Raw genomic sequence first — 18921 nt, forward strand, 5'->3', positions numbered from 1 at the left:
GCTGCTTTACGTTGCGCTTTACACAAAGAAACATTGTTTGTTATCATTTAACAGCGCAAGCCTAAGCGTTAATTGCTCGAAACGCGAACCTCCAACGCAAGAATGTTAAAGTAAATCTTTGAGCACAGCCCAAACGTTTTCGGCCAAAATTTTATCGCCTTCTGCAGTTGGGTGAATACCGTCGGCCTGATTTAATTTTGGCACACCCCCAACTTTATCTAAAAGAAACGGAATTAAAACCATGTTGTTCTTTCGGGCCAAATCGGGAAATATATTCTTAAAATCATTGGCATATTTTGCACCAAAATTCGGTGGCATCTGCATCCCGGCAATAACCATTTTTGCATTGGGATATTTTGTCTTAACGCGATCGATAATATCCTGAAGGTTTTTAATGGTTTGCGCTATCGGCAATCCACGTAACCCGTCATTGGCGCCAAGCTCAAGCACAAAAATATCAATCGGTTGTTTCAGCAGCCAGTCTATTCTGCCCTTTCCACCAGCCGAAGTCTCGCCGCTTAAGCCTCCATTAATCACTTTATAAGGCAAATTAAGCGAATCGATCCGGTTTTGAATCAATGCAGGGTACGCCTCGGTTGGGTCAAGGCCATATCCGGCTGTTAAACTTGTACCAAAAAAGAGAATGTTCTTAGTTGTTGCGGTGGCTTCTGCATCCTTTCGTTCCGCAGAATCCAGCATTTTTTCGTTATTTTCATTGCCTTTGTTGTTTCCACAAGCCGTAAAAATCATAATCAAAACAAATAGGCCGATAAAGCGTTCTCGTAACATAATATAGTGTTCCTTCTCTAATAAAAAAACCATTAGCTTAACAGGCAAAGTTCTGTTTATGTTTGGTTCATCGTAATACTCAAATTCAAAAGATAAATTGGAAAATATCTTAAACATTCGAAATGTAAGTAAAATTTACCAAAGCGCTGGCCAGGGGTTAACCGTTTTGGATAATATCAATTTTTCAATTGCACCGGCCTCTACTGTTGCCATTACCGGCCCGTCTGGAAGCGGAAAAACTACGCTTCTGGGTCTATGTGCCGGGCTCGATCGTGCCAGCAGCGGCACCGTTGAGCTTAACGGAATTGCATTGGAAAAACTGAGCGAAGACGAGCGAGCAGCCGTAAGAAACCAATATGTGGGCTTTATCTTTCAAAATTTTCAGCTTCTGCCCACCTTAACCGCTTTAGAAAACGTAATGGTTCCTTTAGAATTGCGTGGGGCAAAAAATATAAAATCGGTGGCGATGGAACTTTTAGATAAAGTTGGCCTGGCCGATCGTGCCCAGCATTATCCCGTTCAATTATCGGGTGGCGAACAGCAACGAGTATCGTTAGCGAGGGCTTTCTCCAACCAACCCGCTATTCTTTTTGCCGATGAACCTACCGGAAACCTCGATGCAGAAACCAGCGAAAAAATAATCAGGTTAATTTTTGATCTAAACAGGGATGCCGGCACAACGCTGGTCATTGTAACACACGATTTGGAACTTGCCGCCCGAACAGGAAGAACAATAAAAATTAAAGGCGGAGCAATCTTTTCAGACGAAAATGTAAGTTATGCCTAGTTTGATTCCGAAACAGAACATTAAATTTTCGTGGCTTTTTTTAATGGCCTGGCGTGATAGTAGAAAGAACCGATCGAGATTGCTGCTGTTTATTTCGTCTATTGTATTGGGCATTGCCGCCTTAGTGGCCGTGTATTCCTTTAAAAACAATTTGCAGAACGATATCGATGCACAGGCAAAGGAGCTTACGGGCGCAGACTTGGTGCTGGATAGCCGAAAGGGCGTGACAAAGGCTATGCAGAAGATGCTCGACACGTTGGGCGATGAACGATCGCAAGAGAAAACCTTCGCCTCAATGATTTATTTTGAACACAGCGGTGGCAGCCGATTGGTTCAAATGAAAGCACTAACTGGCAACTATCCCTATTACGGAACGATAGAAACAATTCCGGTGGCTGCCGCAGCACATTTTCAGGAAGACAGGAACGCTCTGGTAGATCAAACCTTAATGCTGCAGTTCGGCGCCAAAGTTGGTGATTCGGTCAAAGTTGGCGATTTAACTTTCAAAATAACGGGAAGCATTATAAAGGCGCCCGGCCAAACGGGCATTGCGGCCAGTGTTGCGCCAACTGTTTACATTCCATTGCAGTATCTGGAGAAAACGAATCTGATTAAAACCGGCAGCAGAATAAATAACAAATTTTATTACCGGTTTGATGATCCATCGGGGGTTGATGAATGGGTAAAAAAGAATGAGCCGAAGCTGGAAAAAGAGGGTTTCGACGCTGACACCGTCGAATCGCGGAAAGAGCAGACCGGAAGATCGTTTAAAGATGTAAACCGCTTCCTTGCTTTATCAGGGTTCATTGCGTTATTACTCGGCTGCGTTGGCGTTGGTAGCGCCATTCATGTATATATTCAAGAAAAGTTGAGCGCAATTGCTACTTTGCGTTGCCTGGGCTTAAAGTCGCATCATGCATTTTTAATTTATCTTGTTCAGGTTTTTTTTATTGGTTTAATAGCCGCTATACTGGGCTCCGCCATTGGCACCGGAATCCAGTTTCTACTGCCGCTGGTATTAAAAGATTTCTTGCCCGTAGAAATCAGCATGCAGGTTTCGTGGCCGGCTATTGGGCAGGGCATCGTATTGGGGCTGGTCATTTCCATTTTGTTTGCCCTCCCCTCGCTGCTCGCTGTGCGAAGAATTTCGCCGCTAAATGCAATCCGGCTTTCATTCGAAAAAACTGAGCGCAAAAGCGAACCGCTAATCTGGTTCGTTTATCTGTTAATGGCTGCGTTTGTTGTGGGCTTTACACATTTGCAAATGAAAACGTGGGTGCAAACGCTGGCCTTTACCGTGAGTATCGGTGTGGCTTTTGTTTTGCTCATCATTCTCTCTAAACTGCTCATGTTCTTCGTAAGGAAACTGCTGCCAAATACGGCCAGTTATTTATGGCGCCAGGGCTTTGCCAACCTTTATCGGCCAAATAATCAAACTTTGATGCTTACCGTGTCTATCGGTTTGTCTACCGCTTTTATCTGTACCCTGTTTTTTGTTCAGGGGATTTTGATGAGCCGGGTTACGCTTTCTTCTGGAAACAATCAGCCAAATATGGTGATGTTCGATATTCAGAATACTCAAAAAGAAGGGTTGGACAGTCTTACAAAAGCATTTAAACTGCCGTTGATGAATCAAGTCCCTGTAATTACCATGCGTATTGAGGAAATAAACGGAAAAAAAGCAAATGAAGATACCACCAATCGCCGGGCGTACAGAAACGAAATCAGGGCAACTTATCAAGACACGTTAACTGCCGCCGAAAAAATTGTTAAAGGGAACTGGATCGGCAAAATCAAGCCGAACGAAACCGTTTATATTTCATTAGATCAGCGTTATGCGCAACAGATCAATGTGGGCTTAAACGACAAAATTATGTTCAACGTGCAGGGAATGATGATTCCTACTGTTGTTGGCAGCTTGAGGGAGGTAAACTGGAGCAGAATGCAAACCAATTTTAGGGTGGTATTTCCGGCGGGCGTTTTAGAAGAAGCGCCGCAGTTTCATGTGTTGATGACCCGGGTGCCGACAAGCGAATTATCAGCAAAATTTCAGGGCGAAGTGGTTAAAAAATTCCCTAATGTTTCGGTAATAGATCTCGATTTGGTACTGAAACTGCTTGATGAACTTTTAGATAAAATCGGCTTCGTTATCCAATTCATGGCTGGTTTTGGCATGGTTACCGGATGGATTGTGCTGATTTCGGCGGTTTTGACCAGTAAAAACCAACGCATTAAGGAAAGCATCTTATTGCGCACTATGGGTGCAAGCAGAAAACAAATCATGGCCATAAACGCCATCGAATACTTTTTTCTTGGTGCCTTTGCAGCGGCCGCTGGCTTAATTTTAGCCCTTTCGGGAAGCTGGGCATTGGCCAAATTTAGTTTCGATGCCGCTTTTGTTCCGCCACCAGTTCCAACCTTATTGCTTTTCGGGTCTGTTGTACTTTTGGTTGTGGTTACCGGCATGCTAAGCACCCGAAGCATTTTGAATCAACCGCCGCTAAAAATTTTACGCAGCGAGGGGTAGTGAAATGAAATTTGCTTAAAGCAACAAACCTGAACTTCCAAATGAACACACATTTTCTCCATTCACTGTTATAAATGGTATTTGTTACCTGTGAATAAAACAAAATTGCCCGTTATAACTTCGAAATAACTATATTAATAGGCAATTAAAAGTTGGAGTGTATACGGGTTTAACGGTAAGCTTGTAACATTGCGAAATTTACAACCAAGCAAATTATCATTATGCACATCATGTATGTAGATGAAAGCGGCGATCCTGGCAATTCTCCACTTTCATCTCCTCATTATATTTTAACAGGTCTCATTCTTCATCAAGACGAATGGAAATCCAATCTGCACAGCTTAAAAATATTACGAAAAAATATTCAAGCCTCTTTCGGTCTTACATCGCGTATTGAATTCCACGCAACAGAAATTTTCCGAACCAGTTCAGATGCTTACAAGGCGATAAAAAAGCATGATAGAATTAAAATGTTGAAGTTTTATGTTAATGAAATACCGAATATATTTTCAAATGCAAAAATTCTTAATATTTGCTTCAGGAAGCAAGACCATCCACAAATTCTCAATTTCCAAGAGCTTGCATGGAACAGGTTCCTAAATAGATACGACAAATACTTAGGAAAAATAGCGGTTGATAAAGGAATAATTATTTGCGATGAAAGCAATGAAAACCAACTTCGCAATCAATTGCGAAAAAGTCGAATCTATAATCCAACGCCGTCACATTTTGGATCAAACACCTACAATTCTCCAATACAAAACATAATTGAAGACATCAATCACCGAAAGTCTACCCTTTCTTATTTTATTCAGACTAGCGATATTATTGCTCATTGTTTGTATCGAAAAGAGTATCCAAAAGGAAGCCTTAGAAAACATGGCGTAGAGAAAATTTTTGATGCATTAGAACCTATTCTGCTCAAAGAGGCCAGCAGTTTAGACCCATTTGGAATTGTAAGAAAATAAAAGGCCCCGGTTAAAAACCGAGGCTCAAAATATTTTTTGATTTGTTACGGCCCTAAGCAGTTAGGACTGCTTCAAGTCGCATTACAAAAGTAACACTTTTTTTTCAAAAAACAGAAAGCTGCAATTTAGTTCGACGCCCGCTTCGCTAATTCCGCTTCATCAGTTAAATCCAAACGCAAAGGTGTAATCGATACAAAATCGTTTTCTACAGCCCATCTGTCTGTATTTTCTTCAGCCGCTTCCAAAGGTGTAACGGTAATCCAGTAATGTTTTCGCTCCATCGGGTCGATTCCGGGCACCACGTGTCCATCATATAAACGAACCGATTGCCGGGTCCATTTCACACCCTTTGGGCCTGGCGGAAAGTTCACATTGTACAAGCCCAATTCATCGTCGACCAAAAGCGCATTCAGGGCTTCATCAACAAAAGGTTTTAAATGATCAAAGTCTGGCTCGGTTTTGCCAACAGGCGTACTCAAAGCAATTCCTTTGACGCCCAATAGCACTGCTTGTTTGGCGGCGGCCAGCGTACCCGAATGCCACATCGAATTGCCTAGATTTGGTCCCATATTAATCCCCGATAAAACTACATTTGTATCTGGATACATGTGCAAGCCGAGGGCAACGCAATCTGCAGGGGTTCCATTTACCCTATGCGCAGTGATATGCTCGAAAGTTATCGGCGATTTCTTGATCGAAAGCGGTCTGGAGTGGGTAATGGCATGTCCCATCGAAGATTGCTCAACATCCGGCGCAACAATTCTAACCGTTCCAAAAGGCAGGGCAAATATGGCTAATGCCGCAATGCCGGGGCTATATATACCATCATCGTTGGTAATGAGAATGTTCATATCGTAAATATTAAAATAAGTGATACAATTAAAACCTATAAGCGGGTATATTGTTCAAAACAATATGAAAAAGGCAGATAAACTGGTTAGACTAATCCATAATCCGAATGCGGGAGAAGGTAAATATTCCAAAACGGAGATTATTAAGATCATGAGAAAACACGGATACAAATGTGCCTATGTTTCATCAGAAAAAACATCGTTAAAAGACATTGCGCCCGAAACGCAGTTTATCGCCATTGCCGGAGGCGATGGAACGATCCGCAAAACCATTATGAACTTATTGAACAAAAAGCTTAAGTTTAAAAGACCCATTGCCCTTTTGCCTTTCGGAACCGCCAACAATATTGCAACCTCTTTGGGAATTAATGAGGATGTTAGCAAAAATGTGTCGACCTGGGACAACTACAAATTGCGCAATTTCGACGTAGGACAAGTGATCGGCTTGAACGAGGCTGCCTATTTTATTGAAGCGCTCGGATTCGGCCTTTTTCCAAAACTGATTGCTACGCTTGATGAACTCGATACTGAGCATATTGAGCATGCCGACGATGAGTTTAAGCTCGCTTTATCTGAATTATTGAAAATTACCCGCTCCTACCCCGCTATTAAATGTAGGGTTTCGATAGACGACAAAGTGATAGACGACGAATGTTTAATGGTTGAAGTGATGAACATTTCGAGACTGGGGCCAAATTTAAAGCTCAGCGAAAAGGCCGACCCGGGCGATGGTTTTTTCGACGTGATTATTGTGCCGGCAAGCAAGCGAAAGGTGATGGAAAAATATATTAAAGATGTTATTGATGGCAAAACGCCAACTTTTCCTATAAAACCCATTCAGGCGAAAACGTTAACCATTAACTGGGAAGGAAAAGATATGCACGTAGACGATGAAATTAAAAATGAAGGCAGCGCCTATGAGGTGCAAATTGCACTACTTCACAGCTTATTAGAAATAATTGTAAACAGAAATGCACTTGCTTAACGCAATTTCATCCGCAAACTTCTGCTTTTTTAATACTTTTACCGCATGATAAGATTAAACAACGATACACCCGACGATGTGCTGCAGGAAGTAAAAATCGGCGATATGGTGACCGATACGTTCAGCAAAACGGGTTTGGTCGAAAGTATCGACATAGATGATGATAGCCTGTACAAGATATACCAGTTCCATCTGATTACAGGCAGAACCATTACTGTAAAAAAATAATAATTCCGTTGACTGAAGTCAACGGCAATGAATTTGCCCCGCCTTTGCCGTCAGTTTCAACTCACGGATAACTTGCTTTATCCCAATATCGAAACCAGTTCATCCAGAAGTGCAATTTGCCGGTCTCTGATTTTTTTCACAGCAGTTTCATAGTCGAACCAATCCCCCCGATCTACCTCAACAAAGTGCTGTTTTTTACCCGATTTCGGCGGCCATTCCATTTCAAACGTATTGCTTGTTACAGTCTTTGCGTCGATATCGCCCTCCACCGCCCAGCACAAAACCTGCTTCCCTCCTTTCTGCACAATCGGGCTGAGTTCAATAAATTTTCCATCAATTTTGGTTCCAACTTCCTCTTCAAACTCCCTTCTTGCAGCTTTCAGTGGTTCTTCGTTTTCATCGAGTTCACCTTTGGGGATAGACCAAACGCCTAAGTCTTTTTTCGTAAAGAAAGGTCCTCCCGGGTGGGTCAAAAAAAATTCCACCACTTCGTTTACTCTGCGAAAAAGTAAAATTCCAGCACTTTTTTTCATGGTTTAAGGTTTTACTGCGCTCAATCGATCTTCAACAAAAGCAAAAGGCAATAAGCTCTTTATGCTGGACACTTTCAAAACCTCACCACCAATGCAATAAAAAATTACCTCGATGGGCGAATTTTGCTTACGCTCAAACTCGGCCATTACCTGCAAACAACCTCCGCAAGAAGTTACGGGCTTTACGATTTCAAAATCATCAGTTTGCGCCGTTATCGCCATGCTTTCGATAACAGCGTTTGGAAAACTGGCACCAATTGTAAATAGCGCAACACGTTCAGCACATAGCCCTGAGGGATACGCAATGTTTTCCTGATTACTGCCTAAAACCGTCTCGCCAGAAGTTAACCGAACAGCTGTGCCTACCCTAAACCGCGAATATGGCGAATATGAATTTGCAAGGGCATCTTCAGCCAACTTGCATAACGAAAAATCCATCTTGCTCAGCTCATCAACGCCGGCATATTGTTCAAAATTTATAGTTAAATCTATCGAAGTCATTCTATTTAGTTAAACCGCATTGTTAAATTTTGCGGCAAGCTGAACAATTTAGTTTATTTTTTGTATTTATAATAAATGTGTCAATAATTAAATTTAATGGCATGCTTTTAGCATTTAACAATCACCAAACATGATCAGCTTTGAATAAATACGTACGCAAAAGTCTCAAAATTTTACTTTGGGTTATCGCATCAATTATTATACTAATAGTTGGCATCGCCCTTTCGCTAAATATCCCTGCAGTGCAAAACTTTGTAAAGGGAAAGGCCATTAATTACCTGAAAACCAAAACCAAAACCGAGATCAGCCTTGAAAGCATCAAGATTGCTTTGCCGAAAGATGTGGTCTTAAATAAATTTTATATCGAAGATTTAAAAGGTGATACACTGCTCTATGCCGAAAAGCTCGCTGTGGATATCAGCTTGTTTAAGTTGCTGAAAAACACCGTTGAGGTAAACAATATTGAACTAAAAAATATACGGGCAAACGTAAAAAGGGTCAACCCCGATACGACCTTCAATTTTTCTTTTTTAGTTGATGCTTTCATGAGTGAGGAGAAAAAACCTGAAGAAAAGGTTACTCAGGATACGTCCTCGACGCTTAAATTTTCAATCGATAAAATTTCTCTCGAAGATATTGGCATCACCTATCGCGATGATGTTGCCGGAAACAATGTAAAACTTTATCTCGGCGCCTTAAAAACCAAGCTTAAAACATTCGATTTAGCTGATCAGCATTATGTTATACGCGATTTAAACCTAAGCAACACCTCTTTACGCTACCTTCAACAGAAACCGCTAACGCAACTCGTACAGCACATTACCAACAGTGTAGATAGCGCCGAAAAAGAAACTGGCAAGTTGCCTACCATTGAAGTCGAAAATTTTGCTTTCAATAATGTTAAGGTGAATTACGACGATCAGATTTCGACCACAAAAGCGGTTGCAGATGTGAACGACCTCGGCCTTGTAAACCTGAAAGTTGACCTAACGAACAGTAAATATACCGTTGGCGATGCGCATTTAAACAAATCAAATATTCTGTTTGCATTTAAACCTGCGCCCAGCAACGATCTGAAAAAAGTTAAGGATACGGTAGCGCCAGAGGCATCGCCACTCGGATTAACAATCAAAAACATCAGTTTAGCCGATAATAATTTCCAGTTTGATAATTTAGGTGCCAAACCTGCGCCAAAGGGGATGGACTTTAATCACCTTAAAATTACAGGCTTGAATTTTGGCGCTGCCGATATCAGTTACAGTGCCGCTGGCATAAAAGCCAACGTTAAAAATGGCTCGCTAAAAGAGAAAAGTGGCTTTGCCTTAAATGAATTAAAGGGAAATGCGGTTTACAATGATAAACAAATTAAGCTGAGCGATTTTGTGCTTAAAACGCCAAATACAACCATTGAGAACGCAACAGAACTGAACTTTACATCGATGGATGATTTAACCAAACATCCTGAACGTGTAAAGCTGGCACTAAACTTTAAAAACACCGTAATTGGTCTTAAAGATGCCAGCTATTTCAGCGATGCCTTGCCAGCCAACTATCGCAACGAAAAAATTAAGCTTAATGCCGATGTGAATGGATATTTAAATAACCTGAACATACCACGCCTGCAAATAAGCGGCTTAAAAAATACGCAAATCGACATCAGCGGTACAGCTAAAGGCTTGCCGGATGTTAATAAGGCTTACCTCGATTTAAACATTAAAAAGGTGCATGTTACCAAAAGTGATATTTTGGTAGCCGTACCGAAAAAGTCCTTACCGCCAACTATCGAATTGCCAAATGTAATTGATGCAAAAGGTAAGTTTAAGGGATCGATGACAGATTTTAACACCAACCTGAACGTGCAAACAGATATGGGTGGCGCTGTTTTAAATGCGGTAATGAAAGGCCCTAAAGGCAGGGAAAATTACAAAGCTGATGTTGCATTGAACAATTTCAATGTGGGTAGGTTACTAAAAATGCAACCCAAACTGGGGCGTGTTTCTGCAAAGGCCAACGTTTCCGGAACCGGTTTAGATCCGAAAAAGATCAGCGCAAAGTTTAATGCCAAAGTAATCAGCGCTTATTACAACCAATACACTTATAAAAATTTAAATCTTGCAGGAACATACTCGGCGCAAAACATAGCCATAAAAGGTAGTATGCCCGATGCTAATGCAAATTTCGACTTAAATGCAAAAGTAAACCTTGCGGGAAAATACCCATCGGTTAAGGCCAATTTAGACTTAAAACAGCTTGATCTCCAGGCGCTTCACTTTAGCCCGACAGTTTTAACAGCCGCCGGATTGATCAAGGTTGATCTGCCAACCGCTGATGCAGATTACCTAAATGGTGCTGTTGACATTACTGGCTTACAAATTGTAAAAGACAAACAGAAACTTGATGTCGACACCATTTCTGTTAGGGCGAAATCTACTGCCACAGCAAACGAGTTGACCTTAAAATCTGAAATCTTATCTGCAAAAATTGATGGTAAATATCAGTTAACTAAAGTTGGAAGCGCAATTATTAACGAAATAAACAAATATTACGCCTTTGGCGAGGTAACTAAAATTCCCGATCAACGTGTTAGGTTTGCGGTACAGGTTTACGACTCTAAATTGTTGAAAAACTTTGTTCCCGAGCTAACCACTTTTAAGAAATCGGAGTTTTACGGATTGATTGATACGCAAAAAGACAGCCTTCAAATCAGGGGGAACTTTCCGCAGGTTGTTTATGGCGATTTTAAAGTAGATACAACCGTTTTAAATATCAATAACGATAACAACAAGCTCGAATACGCCTTAACCGTTAAAGGTTTAACAAGCCCATCTATTTCACTTTTTAATACCGAAATCAGTGGCGATGCGGCCAATAACGTACTTGGGGTAAACATTTTTCTACGCGACAGGCAGTTGAAAGACAAGTATGTTATCGGTGGAACTTTCCAATCGATTAATAAGGATTTTAAATTCACGCTCGATCCGCAAAAACTGTTACTAGACTACCAAAAATGGGTAGTTTCGCAAAATAACTACATCCAGTTTGGCCAATCGGGTATATTGGTTAATCAGTTCGAAATTAGCAATAGTGGCCAATCGCTCGCTATAAACAGCAACCCTACGCAGCCCAATGCACCGCTAACAGTTAATTTTAAGGATTTTCAGCTGGAAACATTAACAAAATTTGCAGAAACCGATACCACATTAGTTGGCGGACGGTTAAACGGAACAGCAAATGTTAAAGACTTAGCATCGACACCAAAATTTGAGGCCAATTTAACGATCGATCAGTTACGCTATCAAAAAGATCAATTGGGCACCTTGCGCTTAGCAGTAAATAATAATACCGAAAATGCTTTTGAAGTGAATGCAGCATTAACCGGCGTACACGAGCTAAGGGTAAACGGGTTTTATTACACCGGGCCGAAAAGTGCGTTAGACTTAAAGGTAAACATCGATAAAATTGACATGAAGAGCGTAGAAAGCCTTTCGCAAGGTCAATTAAAGAACGGTACCGGAACCGTGTCGGGTGAACTAAGTGTTAAAGGCCAAATAAGTGCGCCAAAAATTACTGGTGATATTGGTTTCAACAACGTTGGGGTAAATATTGCGTACGTAAACTCCTATTTCCGCATACCCAACGAAAAAATCTCGTTCAACAGCGAAGGAATTGCTTTCGATAATTTCACGCTGATCGATTCGCTAAATCAAAAGGCAACCATCGATGGTAAAATTTATACCACAGATTACAAAAACTATCGGTTTGGGCTTGATATTAATATGAATAATTTCAGGGCGTTAAACTCAACGGCGGCCGATAACGAAATGATTTACGGAACGGTTTTCTTAACCAGCCGCATCCGTGTTCGTGGCGATTTAAACCAGCCCGATGTAAACATGGACGTTAAAGTAAACAAGGGAACCAAGTTTTTCTTTGCGTTGCCGGCAAACGATCCATCGGTAATTGATCAGGAAGGAATTGTTCAGTTTATTGATGCGGATGCGCCTCCGTTTAACGGTCAAAAAGCGTTAAAGGTAGATAGCTTAAGCAAATCGCCAATTAAGGGACTGAACCTTGTTGCCACGGTAACAATCGATCCCGATGCAGAGCTCAATGTGATTGTAGACCCTGCCAATGGCGATAATTTAAAGGTTAAAGGTAATGCAGATTTAAACGTGACGATTGATCCGAGCGGAAAAATTAGCATGACAGGCCGCTACGAAATAATCGATGGTTCGTACAGTTTAACACTGGCTGTAGTTAAAAAAGAGTTTAAGCTGGTGAAGGGAAGTACCATTGTTTGGACGGGAGAACCAACCTCGGCAAATGCCAATATTACCGCTTTGTACGAAGTTGAGGCCGCCCCTATCGATTTACTAAACGAAGCAGACAATTACGTAGCCAAAACGAAACTTCCATTTCAGGTTTACTTAATGTTGAAGGGCGAATTGCTCAAACCTGTTATTTCATTTAGAATAGCCTTGCCCGAGGGCGAGGGCGGAACGCTGGCCACGGTAATTCAAACCAAGCTGATTAATGTAAACCGCGATCAGAACGAGTTGAATAAGCAGGTTTTTGCATTGCTTGCACTAAACAGATTTATTGCCAACAATCCGTTTGAGAGTTTGGCTGGCGGCGGTGGCGGCCTTTCAACACTTGCCCGATCTAGCGTGAGCAAATTGCTAACCGAGCAGCTGAACAATCTGGCATCCGATTTAATACAGGGTGTAGAGCTAAACTTTGGGGTAAATTCTTCCGAAGATTATTCTACAGGGTCGCTTGAGCAAAAAACAGATCTGGAAATTGGCTTGTCGAAAAAATTACTTAACGATAGGTTAACAATCACTGTTGGAAGTTCTTTCGGATTGGAAGGACCGCAAACAGCTAATCAAAACTCATCCAACATTGCCGGTAACGTAAATATCGAATACGCATTATCGGCCGATGGCAGATACCGTTTAAGGGCCTATCGAAGAAACCAAACCGAAAGCGTTATTCAGGGCCAGATAGTAGAAACCGGACTAGGCTTTGCCCTGGTAATGGACTACAATAAATTTAGAGAGATATTCCAGAAGAAGAGACCAAAAAGAAACAGAAACATTGAACAAAAACGTAAAGATGAAACAACTAACTAGACCAACAATATTTTTTCTGGCCTGCTTAGTTTGCGCTGGATGTAGCTCGACCAAAAATTTAAAACCAGGCCAGTTTTTATATACCGGCGCCGATATTAACATTAACCCAGATTCGGGAAAAAGAATTGCCGATCAAAAACAGGTAAAGGCCGATTTGGAAAGTAAAACCCGACCGCGTCCGAACAAATCTATTTTAGGCATAAAATATAAACTGGGCATTTACAATTTAGCCGGAGAACCCACAAAACCAAAGGGATTTAGAAACTGGCTAAGGAGACAGGGTGAACCGCCTGTATTGTTGAGCGAAGTAAAGCTGAGGTATAATAACGATGTTTTAAAAAGTTACCTCATTTCTCAGGGCTATTTACAGGCCGAGGTTACCGGCGATACGGTTACGCATGGAAAAAAAGGGAAAGCGATTTACACAGCAAATACCGGCGACCGCTATAAAATAAACAAAGTAACATTTCCACCAGATACAGGGGTGTTAACAAAGGTGATCAATGAAAATAAAGACAAAACACTTTTAAAAGTAGGCAATTTTTACGATCTGGATGTTTACAAAAATGAGCGGATCAGGATTGATAACGACCTGAAAGAGAAAGGTTATTTTTACTTCAGCCCCGATTATCTAATTCTTCAGGTGGATAGTACCATTGGCAATAATCTGGCTAATGTTACGGTAAAAGTGAAAGACATTGCTCCCGATGCGGGCCTCAAGCCTTACACCATCAAGGAAGTGAACATTTTTCCTAATTACTCGTTGAGACGCGACAGCGTTTTAAGAAATCTGAAACCTTTAGAATATAATGATTTCAAAATTTACGATAACCGCAATACGTTTAAACCGGGGCTTTTTGATCGTCTGGTGTTTTTTAAGAGAAACGAAGCCTACAACCGTAAAGACCATAACAAATCGCTAAACAGAATGGTGAACATTGGGGCTTTTCAAGATGTAAGAATGGAATTTTTACCTGTTGACAGCTTTAAAAACAACCAGCTCGATTTGAACATTTTCCTCACGCCGCTAAAGAAAAATTCACTCAGCTTTTCGGTCGTAGGAACCAGTAAATCGAACAATTTTGTGGGCTCTGAATTGAAGGTTACACAAACCACCCGAAATTTGTTTAGGGGCGCCGAGCAGTTGGATGTTAGCGTAAGCGGCGGTTTTGAAACACAGGTAAAAGGTACTTCGCAAGGGAAAAACTCACTTTCGTTAACTGGCGAGGCTAAGCTCACTTTTCCACGATTTATTGTACCATTCTTCAAAGCAAACAGTACCAACTCATTTATTCCAAAAACCATTGCTACGTTGTCATATCAAATGATTAACAGAGGTTCTGAGTACACACTAAACGCATCAAAAGCAGAATTTGGTTACAATTTTAAAGAGAACCTTTATAAAGAGCATAACCTCAACCCGATCTCCATAAACTATGTTTCAACAGGCTTTCCTAGCAAGCGTGTAGAAGATAGTCTCTTTGCGGTAAACCCGTTGCTTCGTTCTACGCTTGAAAACCAATTTATTATAGGAAGTAACTATAACTTCACGTATACCAATCAAATGGAAGATAGCCGCCGGAACAACACCTATTTTTTCGGTGGAATAGAAACCGCAGGAAACGTTTGGGGCTTATTTACCAGTAAAAATAATGAAGGCAAACGCACCATATTGAATACGCCACTTACCCAGTTTATTAGGGCCGAGGCCGATTTACGCGATTACTATAAAATTACCCGAAGCTTAATTTGGGCAAACCGATTAAACGTGGGTTACGGCTATGCTTACGGCAATAGCACTTCACTCCCATTTGTTCGCCAGTTTTTTGCCGGCGGAAGTAACGATATTCGTGCCTTTGCAGCCCGCACCTTGGGCCCCGGAACGTACAGAGTACCCGAAGATGCAGTTTTTGCAGATCAAGGTGGCGACATTAAACTGATGCTTAACTCAGAGTTGAGATTTAAATTGGTAAGTATTTTATACGGTGCATTATTTGTTGATGCCGGAAATATCTGGTTGAGAAAAGAAGATGTAGGAAATCCGGCAACGGGCGACCCGGGCAGACCAGGATCAGAATTTAAATTTAAAAATGCTTTAAAAGAACTGGCCGTGGGTACCGGGGTTGGCTTACGTGTAGACGCTTCGATTTTTGTTGTTCGTTTAGATGTTGCGTTTCCGGTTCGAAAACCGTACCTTCCAATTGGTCAGCGCTGGGTATTTGACGATGTCAATTTTGGCGACAAAGACTGGAGAAGAGATAACCTGATTTTTAATATCGGTATTGGGTACCCATTTTAATAGATATAATGAAGATAATCAAAAAGATAAAACAGTTCTTTATAGCTTTATACCATCTTTTTATAGCGGCGGGAAAAGGATTTGCAGAAGATAAAATTACAAAGCTTAGTGCTTCTTTAGCCTATTACACAATTTTTTCGCTTACACCGCTCATTATCATCATTCTATCGGCAGCTACGCTTTTTCTGGGCGATAAAAGCAATACCGAAACCCGCGACAAGTTTTTTGCGCAAATTACCGATATGGTGGGCCCCGATGCAGCAACCCAAATTCAGGGATTTGTTGAGCATTCCACAAAATCAGGACAATCTACCATTGGCTTAATTATCGGTATAGCTACATTGATAGTCGGTTCTACTGCTATTTTTATCGAAATTCAGGATAGCATCAACATGATTTGGAAAGTGAGGGCCATTCCGAAAAAAGGCTGGCTCAAAATGATTACCAACCGTCTACTCTCCTTTTCGCTAATTGTTTCAATGGGTTTTTTATTGCTGGTTTCACTTGTCGTAAACACTGTTGTGGTGAGTTTGGGCGATAGATTGGGCACTTTACTTTCTCAAAGCCAAATTGATAAAGTTGTACCTGTTGCAGATGAAACCATGGCGCTTATTATTTACATCTTAAATAACGCCATCACCTTGGCCGCCGTAACCGCTGTTTTTACCGTGATATTTAAGGTGTTGCCCGATGTGGTAATTAAGTGGAGGTCGGCAATTCTTGGTGCTTTGTTTACCGCAATTCTGTTTAGCCTTGGTAAGTACCTGATTGGAATTTATATCGAGAAAGGAAACCCCGGATCGGCATTTGGCGCCGCAAGCTCCATCATCGTTATCCTGCTTTGGATTTATTATACCTCGATAATACTTTATTTCGGGGCAGAATTTACACAAGCGTATGCCGAAAAATATGATGGCGGAATCAGACCCAGTAAGTATGCGGTGTTCACCAAAGTTACCATTGTTGAGGACGAAGTAGATGTGCTGCCCCCGCAACATCCGGAAGATACGGTAGATTCGCCGAAAGAATAGGCTGATTGGTTCATTTGTTCATTGCTTTATTGATAAATAGCTAACTTGTCTGGCATTTTGTTCAGACCCAAGACCCAAGACCCAAGACCCAAGACCCAAGACCCAAGACTCAAGACTCAAAACTAACCAACAAACTTCACTATTTTCTCGATAAGCTCCTGCTCCATAAAAGGCTTTAGCACCAGTTCATTTATTCCCGATTGGAGGTATTTCTCACGGTCTTCTTGCATTACATTTGCGGTAACACCTAGAATCGGAACATGCTGTTTGCGCTTATCATTGATACTTCTAATTTTATGTGTAAGCTCAAGGCCGCCCATTTCAGGCATCTGGATATCAGTCAAAACGAGGTCGTAATTGTTTTCGCTAAAAAGCTCGAGGGCTTCCTTGCCATTGTAAACTGCATCGAATGCGATGTTGTATTTTTTTAAAATCGTAGTGGCCAGTAATATATTCAGCAGATTATCATCTGCAATCAGCACCTTTTTTCCTTCCAATTTTTTTAAGTCGGCAACGGGAAAAACATCAATAATGCTTTCCTCAACTGATTGTTCTGAAATTTGGAATGGCAAAATAAAGGAAAACACCGATCCTTCGTTTTCCTCACTCTTCACCTCTATTTTACCGCCCTGCAACTCCACAATCTTTTTGCAGATCGCTAAGCCCAGTCCGGTGCCTTGTTGCTTGCGTCTGTTCGATGCATAATACACTTGCGCAAATTCATCAAAAATAATTTTCTGGTCTTCGCGATTAATGCCGAGTCCCGTATCGGCCACTTCTACACACAATTGAGCGTTATTGCCCTGTCCCGGCATAAGCCTGGCGCTCAGTTTCACGCTGCCTGCATTGGTAAATTTAATGGCGTTGCTTAGCAGGTTCATCACTACCTGCCTAAGCCTCAATGGATCGCCTAAAATAACTATCGATTTCTCGAAATTAATGTCCAGTTCATAAGCAATTTTCTTCTTATCTGCCTGTAATTTCAGGCTCTCAAAAACATCTTTAATGGCAACATAAGGCAAAAAAGCAATCCTTTCTAAAGTAACCTGGTCGGTTTCATATTTTGAGAAATCGAGAATATCATTAACAACATCAAGCAACATAATCGAAGAGTTCCTGATGGCAATTACCTGTTCACGCTGTTCGGGCTGCAGGTTGGCATTGTTCAACTGTTCAGAAAAACCGACGATCGAATTCAGGGGCGTCCTGATTTCGTGGCTCATGTTAGCCAAAAAACGGCTTTTCGATAGTGCATAGGTGGCCGCCTTATTGCTAAAATCGATCAGCGCCTTCTCGTTTTTGTAGAAATTGTAAATGGTATAAAACACAAAAAGCAACAATCCGCAAATAAAGGCAAGCAAAATCCAGTTAAATTTATCCAGGTTTTCTATCGTCGTAAAAGTCGATACACTCGCCAGTTCCTCAATAGCAGCGTAATAGTTTTTCTCTTTTTCCTTGTATTTCTTTAATCCATCAACAATTGAAACGATGAGCTTATGATTGATATCCAGCAGTTGGCGCTCTTTGGTTTTCAACTGCTTATTTAGGCTGTATAAATTGGAGTAAAAATCGTTAATGGTTTTAAGTTGCTTTTTATTATACTCCATGCTGACAGAGGAAGTATCGGCAGAAATCTGAGTTCTAACAATGGTGGATTTTGAGCTATCAACCGCTTTTGTGTCTTTGGCACGTATGGCTTGAAAAATTCGGCGAAAAAACTTTTTTTTCTGCACCGGTGCCCTGCCCGATTTTATGGTATCAACTTTAATGATGCTTTTAAATTGCCTTGTGGTAAAAACCCGATCATTTTGCACGGTTTGGGGCACCTGCTTATTTACCTTGACCGAGAAATTAATAAGGCTATCAGATAAGTGTTTAAGCTCAATAAACTGTGCCGTGCGCATTTTCTTTTGTTCAATTAAGGCATCAACACCATCTATAAAAAACGATGATTCGTTTAGGTTTTGGGCCTCAATAGAATCGAGAATCATCGACACTTCGGCTATTTCATTTACAAAGCGTTTATAATAAATCCGTTCGCCACTTACAATATACATTCGGCAGCTGTTCTCGGCATTGTACAAACTAAAAATACAACTATCCAGCTTGCTGAAATTGCGCTGTGCACGCACCATTTTACTGGCCGATTTTAGCAGGGGTATTTTAGAAAAATTAACGAACAAACCTGCAGTTGTGCCAAAAATGACAAGAATTAAAAATACGACCAGCAAATATTTTATCGCTGAATTTTTAGTAGGTTTCATGCGTTGATTTAACTTCGTGACGGATC

The 18921-nt window shown here is 41.1% G+C and carries 13 protein-coding genes; 8 read left to right on the forward strand and 5 right to left on the reverse strand.

Annotated elements, in window-relative coordinates:
• Positions 1–105: 105 nt before the first annotated feature.
• Positions 106–906, reverse strand: coding sequence for an arylesterase (locus IZT61_RS08605; protein WP_230383909.1), 801 nt, complete (start codon positions 904–906; stop codon positions 106–108).
• On the opposite strand from IZT61_RS08605, the gene IZT61_RS08610 reads away from it, so the two are divergent.
• The 3 genes from IZT61_RS08610 (at position 887) to IZT61_RS08620 (ending at position 5071) form a co-directional block, all read left to right on the forward strand.
• Entirely contained in the window at positions 887–1576 is a 690-nt protein-coding gene (locus IZT61_RS08610; protein ID WP_196100750.1) for an ABC transporter ATP-binding protein, read from the forward strand. The genes IZT61_RS08605 and IZT61_RS08610 overlap by 20 nt on opposite strands.
• On the forward strand, positions 1569–4103 hold the full coding sequence (locus IZT61_RS08615) for an ABC transporter permease (protein WP_196100751.1): 2535 nt from the start codon (positions 1569–1571) through the stop codon (positions 4101–4103). Before IZT61_RS08610 ends, IZT61_RS08615 begins: the two co-directional genes overlap by 8 nt.
• A gap of 230 nt (positions 4104–4333) precedes the next feature.
• The gene (locus IZT61_RS08620; RefSeq protein ID WP_196100752.1) at positions 4334–5071 is read left to right on the forward strand and encodes a DUF3800 domain-containing protein; all 738 of its coding nucleotides are present in this window, start codon (positions 4334–4336) and stop codon (positions 5069–5071) included.
• Between the two features lie 125 nt (positions 5072–5196).
• Here the strand turns inward: IZT61_RS08620 and surE are convergent, their stop codons facing one another.
• A complete protein-coding gene (surE, locus tag IZT61_RS08625) occupies positions 5197–5922 on the reverse strand; it encodes a 5'/3'-nucleotidase SurE (protein ID WP_196100753.1) in 726 nt (241 codons plus the stop codon).
• 64 nt (positions 5923–5986) lie between these two features.
• On the opposite strand from surE, the gene IZT61_RS08630 reads away from it, so the two are divergent.
• Positions 5987–6907, forward strand: a complete 921-nt coding sequence (locus IZT61_RS08630) for a diacylglycerol/lipid kinase family protein (RefSeq protein ID WP_196100754.1) — start codon at positions 5987–5989, stop codon at positions 6905–6907.
• Between the two features lie 45 nt (positions 6908–6952).
• A complete protein-coding gene (locus tag IZT61_RS08635; RefSeq protein ID WP_196100755.1) occupies positions 6953–7135 on the forward strand; it encodes a hypothetical protein in 183 nt (60 codons plus the stop codon).
• Between the two features lie 77 nt (positions 7136–7212).
• On the opposite strand, the gene IZT61_RS08640 is transcribed toward IZT61_RS08635, so the two are convergent.
• Together IZT61_RS08640 and IZT61_RS08645 are read right to left on the reverse strand one after the other, a co-directional pair.
• Positions 7213–7668, reverse strand: a complete 456-nt coding sequence (locus IZT61_RS08640) for an NUDIX domain-containing protein (protein ID WP_196100756.1) — start codon at positions 7666–7668, stop codon at positions 7213–7215.
• A 3-nt stretch (positions 7669–7671) separates the two neighbouring features.
• A complete protein-coding gene (locus IZT61_RS08645; protein ID WP_196100757.1) occupies positions 7672–8169 on the reverse strand; it encodes a cytidine deaminase in 498 nt (165 codons plus the stop codon).
• A 140-nt stretch (positions 8170–8309) separates the two neighbouring features.
• Between IZT61_RS08645 and IZT61_RS08650 the strand changes: the two genes are divergently transcribed.
• Genes IZT61_RS08650 through IZT61_RS08660 form a run of 3 tightly spaced genes read left to right on the forward strand, consistent with a single transcriptional unit; the run spans position 8310 to position 16631 of the window.
• Positions 8310–13301, forward strand: a complete 4992-nt coding sequence (locus tag IZT61_RS08650) for a translocation/assembly module TamB domain-containing protein (RefSeq protein WP_196100758.1) — start codon at positions 8310–8312, stop codon at positions 13299–13301.
• Positions 13285–15600, forward strand: coding sequence for a translocation and assembly module lipoprotein TamL (gene tamL, locus IZT61_RS08655; protein WP_196100759.1), 2316 nt, complete (start codon positions 13285–13287; stop codon positions 15598–15600). Before IZT61_RS08650 ends, tamL begins: the two co-directional genes overlap by 17 nt.
• A gap of 8 nt (positions 15601–15608) precedes the next feature.
• Entirely contained in the window at positions 15609–16631 is a 1023-nt protein-coding gene (locus IZT61_RS08660; RefSeq protein WP_196100760.1) for a YihY/virulence factor BrkB family protein, read from the forward strand.
• A 122-nt stretch (positions 16632–16753) separates the two neighbouring features.
• On the opposite strand, the gene IZT61_RS08665 is transcribed toward IZT61_RS08660, so the two are convergent.
• Complete coding sequence (locus tag IZT61_RS08665) at positions 16754–18895, reverse strand: ATP-binding protein (protein WP_196100761.1); 2142 nt, start codon at positions 18893–18895, stop codon at positions 16754–16756.
• Positions 18896–18921 lie beyond the last annotated feature (26 nt).

This window comes from Pedobacter endophyticus (genome assembly GCF_015679185.1).
Taxonomy (GTDB): Bacteria; Bacteroidota; Bacteroidia; order Sphingobacteriales; family Sphingobacteriaceae; genus Pedobacter; species Pedobacter endophyticus.